Source organism: Pseudomonas sp. S2_A02, from assembly GCF_054668495.1.
The window spans coordinates 1614169-1628851 of the sequence record NZ_CP162776.1; the positions used below are offsets into that span (position 1 = coordinate 1614169).

Here is a 14683-nt window from a genome sequence, read left to right on the forward strand (position 1 = left end):
GACAGATTTGTTGGATGTTAAACCGTCTTCGCGAGCAGGCTCGCTCCCACAGGGGATCTAACGCAGCCAGTAGATCGCATTTCATACGAAAAGCCCGGCGTTCATCACTGAACGCCGGGCTTTTTTATCGCCGGATCAATCAGGCATCCAGCTCGGCCCAGCGCTCGACCATCACGTCGAGTTCAGCCTGCAACTGCTCAAGCTGAGCGATCACCGCAGCCGTCTCGGCAGCAGGACGCTGATAGAAGCCGGCATCTGCCATCTGCGCTTCAACCACCACGATCTGCTGCTCCATGGCTTCGATCTGACTCGGCAACATTTCCAGCTCACGCTGCAATTTGTAGCTGAGCTTCTTCTTTGCCACCGGCGCCCCTGCTGCCGCAGCGACTGGCACGGGTTCGGCAGTGACAACAGCCGAGTTCAAGTCGGCCTTGCCGGACTTGCTCTCGGTCACGCCCAGCAGGCGCGGCGAGCCGCCCTGACGCAGCCAGTCCTGATAACCGCCGACGTATTCGCGAACCTTGCCTTCGCCTTCGAAGACCAGGGTGCTGGTGACCACGTTGTCGAGGAATGCCCGATCGTGGCTGACCATCAGCACGGTGCCGTTGAAGGTCAACAAGACCTCTTCCAGCAGCTCGAGGGTTTCCACGTCCAGGTCGTTGGTCGGTTCGTCGAGTACCAGCAGGTTCGCCGGTTTGCTGAACAGTTTGGCCAGCAACAGACGGGCACGCTCACCACCGGACAGCGCCTTGACCGGTGTGCGGGCACGCTGCGGGCTGAACAGGAAGTCGCCGAGGTAGCTCAGCACATGGCGGCTCTGACCATCGATATCGATAAAGTCGCGACCTTCGGCCACGTTGTCGATCACGGTCTTTTCCAGGTCCAGCTGATGACGCAACTGGTCGAAGTAGGCCACGTCGATGCGCGTCCCCTCTTCCACTTTGCCGCTGGTCGGTTGCAGACCGCTGAGCATCAGTTTCAGCAGCGTGGTCTTGCCGGTACCGTTGGCGCCGAGCAGACCGATACGGTCCCCGCGCGTCAGGACCATCGAGAAATCCTTGATCAGGAACGGGCCACCCGGGTGAGCGAAGCTCACGTTCTCGAGGACCATGACCTGCTTGCCGGACTTGTCGGCGGTATCCAACTGAATGTTGGCCTTGCCGGTGCGCTCACGACGCTCGCTACGCTCAACGCGCAATGCTTTCAATGCGCGAACACGGCCTTCGTTACGGGTGCGGCGTGCCTTGATGCCCTGGCGGATCCAGACTTCTTCCTGGGCCAGTTTCTTGTCGAACAGCGCGTTGGCGGTTTCTTCAGCCGCCAGCGTCGCCTCTTTGTGCACGAGGAAACTGGCGTAGTCGCCGTTCCAGTCGATCAGGCCGCCACGATCCAGTTCCAGGATGCGGGTCGCAAGGTTCTGCAGGAATGAACGGTCGTGCGTGATGAACAGCACGGCGCCCTGGAAATCCTTCAGCGCTTCTTCGAGCCAGGCAATTGCACCGATGTCCAAGTGGTTGGTCGGCTCATCGAGCAGCAGCAGATCCGGTTCGGAAACCAGCGCCTGAGCCAGCAGGACGCGACGACGCCAGCCGCCGGACAATTCGGCGAGGGTCTTGTCGGCCGGCAGTTGCAAGCGGCTCAAGGTGCTGTCGACCAATTGCTGCAAACGCCAGCCGTCGCGGGCTTCGAGGTCGTGCTGGACATGCATCAGTTTGTCCAGATCGGCGTCGGTGACGATGTTCTGGCTCAGGTGGTGGTACTGCGCGAGCAGCTCGCCGACACCGTCCAGGCCTTCGGCAACCACGTCGAACACGGTCCGCTCGTCGGCTACCGGCAATTCTTGCGGCAATTCGCCAATCTTTAGGCCAGGTGCGCGCCAAACAGAGCCCTCATCGGGCTTCTGGTCACCCTTGACGAGCTTCATCATGCTGGACTTGCCAGTGCCATTGCGGCCGATGATGCACACCCGCTCACCACGGGCGATCTGCCAGGACACCTTGTCCAACAACGGCATAGCGCCGAAAGCAAGGGACACATCGCTGAATTTGAGCAGGGTCATGAGCTTCTCCAAAAACCGGGCGCGCATTCTACCTGACTTGAGGCTTCAGAAGGCCGGCAATTTCAATGTCGAAGCACTCTGCACAACAATTGTTGCGAACTTGTGCCGACAGCTCGGCAAAGCTTTCGCCCGCTGCTGGCAAAAGGCTAAGCTACAGATAATTCAGTGCCGCTCTCGCCGGCACTTGTCATGATTTCTCTGCCCGGACGTCTCATGCGCAGTCGCCTTTTCAATCTTTTTTCGTGTTTGCTTCTTACAGCCGCTGCCGCTCAATCCGCCCAGGCGGTGGACCTGTCCACCCAACGCCAGTATTACGATGAAGCCAAGCGTGCCTTGGCCAAAGGCGATTCCGGCCCTTATTTCCGTTACAGCCAGGCGCTGAGCGATTATCCGCTGGAGCCCTATCTGGCGTATGACGAATTGACCGCGCGTCTGAAAACCGCAAGCAACGCCGAAATCGAGAAATTCCTCGCCGAACACGGTGACCTGCCGCAAGCCAACTGGATGAAATTGCGTTGGTTGCGTTGGCTGGCCGAACGCGGCGATTGGGCGACCTTCGTCAAATATTATGACCCCAAGCTCAATTTCACCGAACTGGACTGCCTGAACGCGCAGTATCAGATCAGCCACAACCGCAAGGTCGAAGGCTACGCCAACGCCGACAAGCTCTGGTTGAGCGGCAAAACCCAGCCCGACGCATGCGATGGCTTGTTTGGCATGTGGGCCGCTGAGGGCCAATTGACCGAACAGAAACGCTGGGAACGCACCAAGCTCGCCGCCCAGGCGCGCAATTATCCGCTGGCCAATAGCCTGATCAATGGCCTGACGACACTCGCCCCGCGCGGTCGCCTGCTGGTGGATGTGGCGCAGAATCCCGAGCTGCTCAATCAGCCATCGCGCTTCATCCCGGCCGATGAACCGATGTCCGACATCGTCAGCCTCGGCCTGCGCCGTCTGGCCCGTCAGGATCCGGACAAGGCCATGGCCCTGCTCGACGGTTACGCCAGCAGCATGCACTTCTCCCGCGACGAAAAAGTCGCGATTGCCCGGGAAATCGGGCTGACCCTCGCTCGTCGTTTCGACAGCCGCGCGCTGGATGTAATGACCAAATACGACCCGGAACTGCGGGACAACACCGTTTCCGAATGGCGTTTGCGCCTGCTGTTGCGCCTGGCCCGTTGGGACGATGCCTATCAGTTGACCCGCCGCTTGCCCCAGGACCTGGCCACCACCAACCGCTGGCGTTACTGGCAGGCTCGCAGCCTGGAGCTGGCGCAGCCACAGAATCCGCAAGCGCAGGTGCTTTACAAGGGCCTGGCTCGCGAGCGCGACTTCTACGGCTTCCTGGCGGCTGATCGCTCGCAATCACCCTATTCGCTGAACAACAAGCCGCTGGTGCTCAGTCAGGCGCTGATCAACAAGGTGCGCAATACCCCGGGCGTGCGACGGGCCCTGGAATTCCATGCCCGCGGGCAGATCGTCGATGGTCGGCGCGAGTGGTACCACGTCAGCCGGCACTTCAGCCGTGACGAAATGGTCGCCCAGGCGAAACTGGCTTACGACCTGAAATGGTATTTCCCGGCGATCCGCACCATCAGTCAGGCACAGTATTGGGACGACCTGGACATCCGCTTCCCGATGGCCCATCGCGAAACCCTGGTGCGCGAAGCCAAGGTCCGTGGCCTGCACTCAAGTTGGGTGTTCGCCATCACCCGCCAGGAAAGCGCCTTCATGGACGACGCCCGCTCCGGTGTCGGCGCCAGTGGCCTGATGCAACTGATGCCTGGCACCGCCAAGGAAACCGCGCGCAAATTCAGCATTCCTCTCGCTTCGCCGCAGCAAGTGTTCGATCCGGACAAGAACATCCAGCTCGGTGCCGCTTACCTGAGCCAGGTCCACAGCCAGTTCAACGGCAACCGCGTCCTCGCCTCCGCCGCCTACAACGCCGGCCCCGGCCGCGTACGTCAATGGCTGCGTGGCGCCGATCACTTGAGCTTCGATGTGTGGGTGGAAAGCATCCCGTTCGACGAAACCCGCCAGTACGTGCAAAACGTGCTGTCGTACTCGGTGATCTACGGCCAGAAGCTCAACTCACCACAACCGTTGGTGGATTGGCATGAGCGGTATTTTGACGACCAATGATCTGTAGGCGCTGCCGCAGGCTTGGGCCGTGATCGGACGATCTTTTCCGCAACTGTAAAAAATGCCCGCCTCTTTCGAGGCGGGCATTTTTGTTTGCAGCTCAGATCAAAAGATCGCAGCCTGCGGCAGTTCCTACACAGATCTTGACCGTGCCGCGATCTGCTTGCAAGTTCGGTCAAGCGATACCGTTGAGCCGGACTATTGGGCGACTCGGGGTTTGTCATTTCAATCAAATCGGCGGCTAACGCCGGTTTGGATAGTTAGGCGGCGCCATATGAACCAATTTCTCGCCACGGTAGATGCCCACCCCAGCTCGACGAAGCTGCCCATAGTCATCAATCAATCCCCGCATCAGCAACTCATGCGCCCGGAGCAGGTCAGACCGGCTGCTCGACTGCCACTGCGGCATGGATTCATAGGCTGTAAAGGCGTTACGGACTTCCTGGATTTCTCGTGGCAAGCCAAGCACTCGCTGCCCTGCCAGAACGGCAGTCACCTGTTCAATGCTCAGGGTGTTGTTCTCGATCGCCAAAGAAGCCTGAATCGTACGAATTCGATTGCTACGGCGCAGTTGAGGCGTCTGCCGACGATCATCCATCGCCGAAAGCTGACCAATCTGTTCACTGATCTCAGCGATCAACGCCAATATTCTTGTGGTCAGGGTCAACGGTGGTTGATAACGGCTCATATCCTCATCCAGGCTCGCAACTGAGGCCGACATAGTGCCCGAACGCGGCCACATTTATTTAAACCTCGCGGCCATTTTCGATCTTTGATGATCGTCCCGAACCGGCAGTGCCTACACTCGCAGATCGGTTTCGACTTTGCCGTCATTGAACTGCAACGCTGCCAGCCGTGCATACAGCGCATTACTCGCAATCAACTCCTGATGCGTCCCCACCGCCACCAGTTTCCCTTGGTCCATCACCGCGATCCTGTCGGCGTTTTTCACTGTGGCCAATCGGTGGGCGATGACCAGTGTGGTGCGATTTTTCATCAGGCTGGGCAGGGCTTGCTGGATCAGGTGCTCGCTTTGGGCGTCGAGGGCGCTGGTGGCTTCGTCCAGCAGCAGGATCGGCGCGTCCACCAGCAGCGCCCGGGCGATGGCCAGGCGCTGGCGTTGCCCGCCGGACAAACCGAGACCAGCGTCGCCGAGGTGTGTCTGGTAGCCGTTGGGCATTTGCTCGATGAAGTCGTGGGCATAGGCGATTTTCGCGGCTTCCTGGACCTGGGCCAAGGTCGCCGACGGTTGGCCGTAGCGAATGTTCTCTTCGATACTGCCGTAGAACAGCGCCGGGGTTTGCGAGACGAGGGCGAAGCAGCGACGCAGGTCCAGAGGGTCGAGTTGGGTCAGCGGCACGCCGTCCAGCAGGATGCGTCCTTCGATGGGGTCGTAAAAGCGCAACAGCAGGTCATACACGGTCGACTTGCCGGCACCGGACGGCCCGACCAATGCGAGGGTTTCGCCAGCGTTGATCGTCAGATTCAGACCATCGACGGCATAGCTTTGCGGACGCGACGGGTAGGAAAAGCGCACATCTTGCAGCACCAGATCGCCCTTCACCCGCTCCGGCAACGTCACCAGGCCTTGGGTTGGTGGCTGGATGATGTTTTCCGAACGTAATAACTCCGCAATTCGTTCCGCCGCCCCTGCTGCACGCTGCAGTTCGCCGATCACTTCACTCAACGTGCCGAAGGCACCGCCGACGATCAGGCTGTAAAAGACAAACGCTGCCAACTCACCTGCAGAAATTCGCCCGGCGATGACATCCATGCCACCGACCCAGAGCATCACCCCGACCGCGCCCAACACCAGAAGGATCACCAGGGTAATCAACCAGGCCCGCTGAAAGATGCGCTTGCGGGCAGTATTGAAAGCCTCTTCCACAGTCGTGGCAAAACGCTGTTCGTCCTGAACCTGATGGTTGTAGGCCTGCACGGTTTTGATTTGACTCAGGGTTTCGGAGACATAACTGCCGATATCGGCAATCCGGTCTTGGCTCAGACGCGACAGGGTGCGTACCCGGCGACCAAAAATCAGGATCGGCGCGACCACCAGCGGCAACGCGACTACCACGATGCTGGTGAGTTTGGGGTTGGTGATAAACAGCAAGACAATCCCACCGATCACCATCAACCCATTACGCAGGAACAGTGACAGCGAAGAGCCGATTACCGATTGCAACAGCGTGGTGTCGGCGGTCAACCGTGACTGGATCTCGGAGCTGCGGTTGTCTTCATAAAAACCCGGATGCAGGTAGACCAAATGGTTGAACACCCGACGGCGGATGTCGGCGACAACGCGCTCGCCGATCCACGACACCAGGTAAAACCGTGCAAAGGTACCAATCGCCAGACCGGCCACCAGCAGCATGAACACGCCGATGGATCGATTGAGCAAATGCGGCGATTGGGTCATGAAACCCTGATCCACCAACAGGCGAATCCCTTGCCCCATGGACAAGGTGATGCCGGCAGTGACGATCAACGCCAACAAGGCGCCGAAGGCCGGCCAGCGATAAGGCGCAAGGAAACGGCTGGCCAGACGAATAGCGCGGCGGTGACGAGAAGAGAGCATGAAGATCATCCGAGGGTGCAACCAATGGGCTTTGACTCGACCAAGCCTACACCGTCAACGGGATTGACCGCTGTAAATCATAATGAGTCAGGTTAATTATGACCGCCAAGACTAGTGGCTAGAGATTATTGGTCTAAAGTCCGGGTGGAAACGCCAGGGTATTTCTGATGGACTGAAGGTGCCGACCTGAAGATCGCAGGGAGTTGTCACAGCCCGGTCACCTGGCGGTTCTACAGTAAAAGCACACAACCTGATGAGGAGACAGGCCATGTCCTTGCAAAACAGCAGCGATGACAAGATTCCAGTGATCCGCACGCAGCCAGACCAGTCTCTGGGTTGCTCGATTATTGATAAGGATGGGCACGAAGTACCGATCACTGAAAACATGATCCAGGACGCTTGCCGCGAACTGGAAAAGCGATTGGTCAAGCCTGCCGAACAAGAGTGATATAGCCACCGTCTTCTTGACCCGGCTCTTTTAGCCGGGTTTTTTATGGGTGCTTATCAAAGAATTGCGATGCTGCCATTCGCGAGCAAGCCCGCTCCCACATTTGATCTCTGTCGTACACAACACCTGTGTTCACTGAAGATCAATGTGGGAGCGGGCTTGCTCGCGAAAGGGCCAACTCGGTGTCTTAAAGGACCGCAGCACCAAGTGCCGCCACGATCCGCTGCAACGCCGGCGAATCCCCCTCGATCCGCACCTTCAACCCATCGATCTCACGCCGCAGCGGGTAATGCTTGCGCAGCGCATCGAACGCCGCGCGCTGCTCGCTCACATTGCCTACAAGGCTGCGACGGAAATCCGCGTCGTCACGGCGCGGGTCGTACACGCCACGGCACAACATCGCCAGTGCCCATGCCGGATCGCAGTTGGCGCTCAACGTCACTGTCGACAGCCATGGCGCTGGCAGCAAGTCGCTCAGATGGACTTGTTCCGGTTGCCCAAGGAAATCGCACAATGCCTGATAGATCTGCTCCGTCCCGCGCTGCCTGCCGTCGAGGCTGTAACCGGCAATGTGCGGCGTCGCCAGTACACACAATTCGGCCAATGCCACTTCGACCTGAGGCTCACCCTCCCAGACATCCAGCACCGCTTGCAGATCTTCACGTTGCAACAGCACCTGGCGCAGAGCGGCGTTGTCGATCACCGGGCCACGACTGGCGTTGATCAGCCAGGTGCCCGGCTTAAGTTGGTTCAAACGGTTTTTATCCAACAGATGCCAGGTCGACTGAGGGCCTTGCTTGTCCAGCGGAGTGTGCAGACTGATGACGTCGCATTGCTCGATGATCTGCTCGAGGCTGACGTAATCACCCCCTTCAGCGGCTTGCCGTGGGGATCGCAGACCAGTACGTTCCAGCCCAGACCTTGCAGAACCTTGACCAGCCGCCCGCCCACTTCACCGGCGCCGACCACGCCGTAGGTGCGTTGAGTCAGGTCCGCACCTTCGATTTCGGCCAGGGTCAACAGGCTGCCCAGCACATAATCGACCACACCCCGGGCATTGCAGCCTGGCGCGCTGGACCAGGTGATGCCGGCCTGTTGAAAGTAATCCAGATCCAGATGATCAGTGCCGATGGTGCAGGTGCCGACAAAGCGCACCTTGCTGCCTTCGAGCAATGCGCGGTTGACGTTGGTCACCGAGCGCACCAGCAGTATATCGGCCTGCTCGACAGTGGCACGGTCGATGGCACGTCCAGGTACCCGGCGGATTTCACCGAAACCTGCGAAGAAGGCATCGAGCAGCGGGATATTTTCGTCGGCAACAATCAGCATGGCAGGCTCCTTTGGCGGATCGGCAGTGTAGGCGGAGATGACCGTGATGGGCCAGCAGGCATTGTTCACCTTAAATGTGAAGGGTCCCACAGGGAATGTCGCAACGTCCGAAAACCATTTACAAATCCGCAACACAGGATTTTTCCTGACCACTGCGTCAAGGCGTAGAATGCGCCGCCTGCGCATCAAAACTCTTTTGGACGTTTCGCCTTGAATTCCGTGACTGACCGCCCCTCCGCTATTTCCCTCAATCGCCCGGCCCGGGTTCGCCTGGAGCTGAAAAACCTGCTCGGCCTGGCGTTGCCGATCATGGTCGCGCAACTGGCGACCACCGCCATGGGCTTCGTCGATGCGGTGATGGCCGGTCGTGTCGGGCCTCGAGATCTGGCGGCCGTCGCGCTGGGTAACTCGATCTGGGTGCCGGTTTTTCTGCTGATGACCGGCACGTTGCTGGCCACCACTCCGAAAGTCGCCCAGCGCTTCGGTGCCGGCACGCACAGCGAGATTGGCCCAATCGTACGTCAGGCGTTATGGCTGGCGCTGGTGGTGGGTTTGATGGCGACCGGCATGCTGTTCAGTGCCGAACCGATCCTGCACATCATGAAGGTCGATCCCGAATTGATCGGCCCGTGCATGCAATATCTGCACGGCATCGCCAGCGGCCTGCCTGCCGTCGCGTTCTATCACGTGCTGCGCTGCTTCAGTGATGGCCTGGGTCGTACCCGCCCGGCCATGGTCCTTGGCCTGTGCGGGCTGGCGCTGAATATTCCGCTCAATTACATCTTCATCTATGGCCACTTTGGTGTGCCAGCCATGGGTGGCGTCGGCTGCGGCTGGGCCACGGCAATCGTGATGTGGGTGATGGCGTTGGGCATGGCCGGCTGGGAACGCTGGGCGCCGGCCTATCAGTCGAGTGAGTTGTTCAGCCGTTTCGACTGGCCACAGTGGTCAGTGGTCAAGCGTTTGCTGGGCATCGGCCTGCCGATCGGTATCGCGGTGTTCGCCGAGTCGAGCATCTTCGCCGTGATCGCCCTGTTGATCGGCAGCCTCGGCGCCACCGTGGTCGCCGGACACCAGATCGCGCTTAACTTCAGCTCCCTGGTGTTCATGATCCCCTACTCCCTCGGCATGGCGGTGACCGTGCGTGTCGGCCAGGCACTCGGCCGAGAGGAACCCCGCGAAGCCCGCTTCGCCGCCGGCGTCGGCATGGGCACCGCCCTGGCGTATGCGTGCCTGTCGGCGAGCATGATGCTATTGCTGCGTGAACCCATCGCTGCGATTTACACCGCCGACCCGACGGTGATTCAGGTGGCCGCGATGCTGATCGTGTATTCGGCGCTGTTCCAGTTTTCCGATGCGATCCAGGTGACGGCGGCTGGCGCACTGCGCGGCTATCAGGACACGCGAGTGACGATGATCCTGACATTGTTTGCGTACTGGGGGATTGGTTTACCGGTGGGTTACGCCCTCGGTCTGACCGACTGGCTCGGTGCGCCGAGCGGCCCGAGCGGGCTGTGGCAGGGTTTGATCGTGGGCTTGAGTTGCGCGGCACTGATGCTGTCGATCCGCCTGACGCGCAGTGCACGCAAGCGGATCCGCATCAGTCGTTCGTCGGGTTAAGCGAGTTTCTTGCGGATCCAATAGAGGTAGGTGCCTGCCTCTTCATGCTGCGCGACCAGTTCGTGGTCGAGAAACACGCAAAACTTGGGGATGTCGCGACGGGTCGACGGGTCGGTGGCGATCACCTTCAGCAGGCCGCCAGGCACCAGGTCACGGATGTGCTGGTGCAGCATCATCACCGGTTCCGGGCAATTGAGGCCGGTGGCGTCGAGGGTGCCGTCTACCGGCGTATCGATCATTTCACTCATGATTTACTCCTGAAACTTGCCGGCATTGTCGCGCATTGCCGGGTGTTCGGTCACCTGTGGGAGCGGGCTTGCTCGCGAATGCGGACTGACATTCAACATTGATGTCGACTGACCCACCGCTTTCGCGGGCAAGCCCGCTCCCACAGGGTCCGTGTGAATCAGCGGGATTTCGGTTTCTTTACATCGAGCCGGCGAAGGTGGCAGGTCACTTCTTCACGGTCGTGATACAGCTGCTTGCAGCCGATCTCCACCCGAATGCCCCGTGCCTTGAACCCGTCGGCAATGCGCTCCAGCAAGCGCTTCACTTCGGCATAACGCTGTTTCATCGGCAGTTTCAGGTTGACCACCGCTTCCCGGCAATGCCCCTCGCCAATCCATTCTTCCAGCATCGCCGCGTTGCGCGCCGGTTTCTCGACGATGTCACAAACCATCCAATCCACCGGTTGCTTGGGCTTGAAGGTGAAACCGTCGGCCATCAAGTGCTGTACCAGACCGGTGTCCATCAGGCTTTCGGCCATCGGGCCGTTGTCGATGGCGGTCACCAGCATGCCGCGGTTGACCAGTTGCCAGGTCCAGCCGCCGGGTGCGGCGCCGAGGTCGACACCGGTCATGTCGCTGTGCAGGCGCTCGTCCCACTGGTCGCGGGGGATGAAATGGTGCCACGCCTCTTCCAGTTTCAGCGTCGAACGGCTCGGCGCTTCACGCGGGAATTTCAGGCGTGGAATGCCCATCGGCCACATCGCCGAATTGTTCGATTCCGCCAGGCCCATGAACACTTCGCGACCACTCTTGAAGGTCAGCAGCAGCCGCGGCTTGTGGGCGTCTTCCACCAGTTTGCCGGCCGCCATCAGCGCCTTGCGCAAGTGGCCTTCGAATTTCTTGCAGAAGTTCGACAGCTCTTTGCCATCGTTGGTGTCGACCATTTCCAGCCACAAGCTGCCGCACAGCGGGAAGTCCGCCATATGCGCCAGGATCACGCTGATACGGTCGGTTTCCGGCAGATCGATGAAGATCCCACGGGCCCACTGACGCGGGAAGATCAGGTCAGCGAAACGCTGGCCACGCATCAGGCGCTCGGCGCCGTCTTCTTCGGTGCAAATAAATTCGGCGCAGGCGCTGGCGGTTTTGGCCTTGGCATAACCGGCCACGTTCAGCCGCGCGGCATGTTCGGAAATCTCGGAACAGACTTCGCTTTCGAAGCCCGGCCGGCAATGCATAAAGAGGGTGTTCATTCTTACTCCTGGGCAGTTGGCGAAGAATTCAGCCACTGCGCGATGCCCAGACTTGCGTTGAAGCAAAGCCTGTCACGAAAACCGGCGCATGATAGCCGAGATCGGAACCTTGGACTTGTCCTTAGGGTCCAGTAATTAGCCTTAAGCATCAAACAGGACTAGGTTTAAGCCTCAGTTCGTTCCCTCAATCCGTAGCCGTGCGGATTTAAAGGAGTCATTTCAATGCCGTCCCTCGATAGCCTGAAAACCCTTAAAACCTTACAAGTCGACGACAAGACCTATCACTATTTCAGCCTGCCCGAAGCCGCCAAAAGCCTGGGCGATCTCGACAAGCTGCCGATGTCGTTGAAAGTGCTGTTGGAAAACCTGCTGCGCTGGGAGGACGAGAAAACCGTTACCGGCGCCGACCTCAAGGCGATTGCCGCCTGGCTCAAGGAGCGTCGCTCCGATCGCGAAATCCAGTACCGGCCCGCGCGGGTATTAATGCAGGACTTTACCGGCGTTCCCGCTGTGGTCGACCTGGCCGCCATGCGCGCCGCCATGGCCAAGGCCGGTGGAGACCCGCAGCGAATCAATCCGCTGTCGCCGGTGGACCTGGTGATCGACCACTCGGTGATGGTCGACAAGTACGCCAGTTCAAACGCCTTCGAACAGAACGTCGACATCGAAATGCAGCGCAACCACGAACGTTACGCCTTCCTGCGCTGGGGCCAGAGCGCCTTCGACAATTTCTGCGTGGTGCCACCGGGCACCGGCATCTGCCACCAGGTCAACCTCGAGTACCTGGGCCGCACGGTCTGGACCAAGGACGAGGACGGGCGCACCTATGCCTTCCCGGACACCTTGGTTGGCACTGACTCCCACACCACTATGATCAACGGCCTCGGCGTACTTGGCTGGGGCGTGGGCGGGATCGAAGCGGAAGCGGCGATGCTCGGCCAACCGGTGTCGATGCTGATTCCCGAAGTGATCGGTTTCAAACTCACCGGCAAGCTCAGAGAAGGCATCACCGCCACCGACCTGGTGCTGACGGTGACCCAGATGCTGCGCAAGAAAGGGGTGGTCGGCAAATTCGTCGAGTTCTACGGCGACGGCCTCGCCGACCTGCCGCTGGCCGACCGAGCAACCATCGCCAACATGGCCCCGGAATATGGCGCCACCTGCGGCTTTTTCCCGGTGGACGAGGTGACACTGGAGTACTTGCGCTTGTCTGGCCGCACACCGGAAACCGTGAAACTGGTGGAGGCCTACAGCAAGATCCAGGGTCTGTGGCGCCTGCCCGGCAAAGAGCCGGCGTTCACCGACAGCCTGGCTTTGGACATGGGCAGCGTCGAGGCCAGCCTCGCCGGACCGAAACGCCCACAGGACCGCGTCTCGCTGCCGAATGTCGCGCAAGCGTTCACTGACTTCCTCGGCCTGCAATTCAAACCCTCCAGCAAGGAAGAAGGTCGCCTCGAAAGTGAGGGTGGCGGTGGCGTCGCGGTAGGTAACGCCGATCTGGTCGGCGAAACGGATTACGATCACGAAGGCCGTACGTATCGGCTGAAAAACGGCGCAGTGGTGATCGCCGCGATCACCTCTTGCACCAACACCTCCAACCCCAGCGTGATGATGGCGGCCGGGCTGGTGGCAAAGAAAGCAGTGGAGAAAGGCCTGAAGCGCAAACCGTGGGTCAAGAGTTCACTGGCTCCCGGTTCGAAAGTGGTCACCGACTACTACAAGGCCGCGGGCCTGACCCAATACCTTGATCAGCTCGGTTTTGCGCTGGTCGGTTATGGCTGCACTACTTGCATCGGCAACTCCGGACCGTTGCCGGAGCCAATCGAAAAAGCCATTCAGAAAGCCGACCTGACCGTCGCCTCGGTGCTCTCGGGCAACCGCAACTTCGAAGGTCGCGTGCATCCGCTGGTAAAAACCAACTGGCTGGCCTCCCCGCCTCTGGTCGTCGCCTATGCGTTGGCCGGCACCGTGCGCATCGATATCAGCAGCGAGTCATTGGGTCACGACAAGGACGGCCAGCCGGTTTATCTGCGAGACATTTGGCCGAGCACTCAAGAAATCGCCGACGCGGTGACTCAGGTGAACACTGCGATGTTCCACAAGGAGTACGCCGAAGTGTTTGCCGGCGACGAGCAGTGGCAGGCGATCGAAGTGCCGCAGGCGGCGACGTATGTCTGGAACAACGATTCGACGTATATCCAGCATCCGCCATTCTTCGATGACATCGGCGGCCCTGCGCCGGTGGTCAAAGACGTCGAAGGGGCGAAAGTCCTGGCGCTACTGGGTGATTCGGTGACCACTGACCACATCTCCCCGGCCGGCAACATCAAGGCTGACAGCCCTGCCGGCCATTACCTGCGCGAGCAAGGGGTGGAACCGCGGGACTTCAACTCCTACGGCTCACGTCGCGGCAACCATCAAGTGATGATGCGCGGCACCTTCGCCAACATCCGGATTCGCAACGAGATGCTCGGCGGCGAAGAAGGCGGCAACACGATTTATATTCCGACCGGGGAGAAACTGCCGATCTACGACGCGGCCATGCGTTACCAGGCGTCGGGTACGCCGCTGGTGGTAATCGCCGGGCAAGAATATGGCACCGGTTCGAGCCGCGACTGGGCGGCCAAGGGCACCAATCTGCTGGGGGTCAAAGCGGTCATCGCCGAGAGCTTCGAGCGGATTCACCGTTCAAACCTGGTCGGCATGGGTGTATTGCCGCTGCAATTCAAACTGGATCAGAACCGCAAGAGCCTGAACCTCACCGGCAAGGAAACCCTGGACATCCTTGGCCTGACGGGCGTCGAACTGACTCCGCGCATGAACCTGACACTGGTCATCACCCGCGAAGACGGCAGCAAGGAAAAGATAGAGGTGTTGTGCCGGATCGATACCCTCAATGAAGTGGAGTACTTCAAGGCCGGAGGGATTTTGCATTACGTGTTGCGGCAATTGATTGCCTCGTAACAGCGTGCTGACAACGACACCGCCTTCGGGCGGTGTTTTTGTTTACGCGGTATGCGTCTCTAT

Annotated in this window: 10 protein-coding genes and 2 pseudogenes; 4 read left to right on the forward strand and 8 right to left on the reverse strand. The window is 59.8% G+C overall.

Features of this window, described 5'->3' with window-relative positions; translation table 11 throughout:
* Positions 1-139: 139 nt before the first annotated feature.
* On the reverse strand, positions 140-2059 hold the full coding sequence (locus tag AB4O41_RS07320) for an ATP-binding cassette domain-containing protein (protein WP_460146918.1): 1920 nt from the start codon (positions 2057-2059) through the stop codon (positions 140-142).
* A 213-nt stretch (positions 2060-2272) separates the two neighbouring features.
* On the opposite strand from AB4O41_RS07320, the gene AB4O41_RS07325 reads away from it, so the two are divergent.
* A complete protein-coding gene (locus tag AB4O41_RS07325) occupies positions 2273-4201 on the forward strand; it encodes a transglycosylase SLT domain-containing protein (RefSeq protein ID WP_460146920.1) in 1929 nt (642 codons plus the stop codon).
* Here AB4O41_RS07325 and AB4O41_RS07330 read toward each other — a convergent pair.
* The 3 genes and pseudogenes from AB4O41_RS07330 to AB4O41_RS07340 form a co-directional block, all read right to left on the reverse strand.
* The gene (locus tag AB4O41_RS07330) at positions 4132-4425 is read right to left on the reverse strand and encodes a hypothetical protein (RefSeq protein ID WP_460148314.1); all 294 of its coding nucleotides are present in this window, start codon (positions 4423-4425) and stop codon (positions 4132-4134) included. The two genes, AB4O41_RS07325 and AB4O41_RS07330, sit on opposite strands and share 70 nt — an antisense overlap.
* A gap of 38 nt (positions 4426-4463) precedes the next feature.
* A pseudogene (locus AB4O41_RS07335) lies at positions 4464-4889 on the reverse strand (Fic family protein); the annotation flags it as partial.
* Between the two features lie 111 nt (positions 4890-5000).
* Complete coding sequence (locus AB4O41_RS07340) at positions 5001-6788, reverse strand: ABC transporter transmembrane domain-containing protein (RefSeq protein ID WP_460146921.1); 1788 nt, start codon at positions 6786-6788, stop codon at positions 5001-5003.
* Positions 6789-7047: 259 nt separating this feature from the next.
* Between AB4O41_RS07340 and AB4O41_RS07345 the strand changes: the two genes are divergently transcribed.
* Entirely contained in the window at positions 7048-7227 is a 180-nt protein-coding gene (locus AB4O41_RS07345) for a PA1571 family protein (RefSeq protein ID WP_007907798.1), read from the forward strand.
* A 187-nt stretch (positions 7228-7414) separates the two neighbouring features.
* On the opposite strand, the gene AB4O41_RS07350 is transcribed toward AB4O41_RS07345, so the two are convergent.
* Complete coding sequence (locus AB4O41_RS07350; RefSeq protein ID WP_460148315.1) at positions 7415-7873, reverse strand: DUF3410 domain-containing protein; 459 nt, start codon at positions 7871-7873, stop codon at positions 7415-7417.
* A pseudogene (locus AB4O41_RS07355) lies at positions 7853-8742 on the reverse strand (NAD(P)-dependent oxidoreductase); the annotation flags it as partial. The pseudogene AB4O41_RS07355 and the gene AB4O41_RS07350, both read right to left, overlap by 21 nt.
* Before the next feature lie 24 nt (positions 8743-8766).
* Between AB4O41_RS07355 and AB4O41_RS07360 the strand changes: the two are divergent.
* Positions 8767-10176, forward strand: coding sequence for an MATE family efflux transporter (locus AB4O41_RS07360; RefSeq protein ID WP_460146924.1), 1410 nt, complete (start codon positions 8767-8769; stop codon positions 10174-10176).
* On the opposite strand, the gene tusA is transcribed toward AB4O41_RS07360, so the two are convergent.
* Together tusA and rlmM are read right to left on the reverse strand one after the other, a co-directional pair.
* Positions 10173-10424, reverse strand: coding sequence for a sulfurtransferase TusA (gene tusA, locus AB4O41_RS07365; RefSeq protein WP_007907805.1), 252 nt, complete (start codon positions 10422-10424; stop codon positions 10173-10175). The two genes, AB4O41_RS07360 and tusA, sit on opposite strands and share 4 nt — an antisense overlap.
* 158 nt (positions 10425-10582) lie before the next feature.
* A complete protein-coding gene (gene rlmM / locus AB4O41_RS07370; RefSeq protein ID WP_008072978.1) occupies positions 10583-11656 on the reverse strand; it encodes a 23S rRNA (cytidine(2498)-2'-O)-methyltransferase RlmM in 1074 nt (357 codons plus the stop codon).
* Positions 11657-11878: 222 nt separating this feature from the next.
* On the opposite strand from rlmM, the gene acnA reads away from it, so the two are divergent.
* A complete protein-coding gene (gene acnA / locus AB4O41_RS07375; RefSeq protein WP_460146926.1) occupies positions 11879-14620 on the forward strand; it encodes an aconitate hydratase AcnA in 2742 nt (913 codons plus the stop codon).
* The last annotated feature ends 63 nt before the right edge of the window (positions 14621-14683 follow it).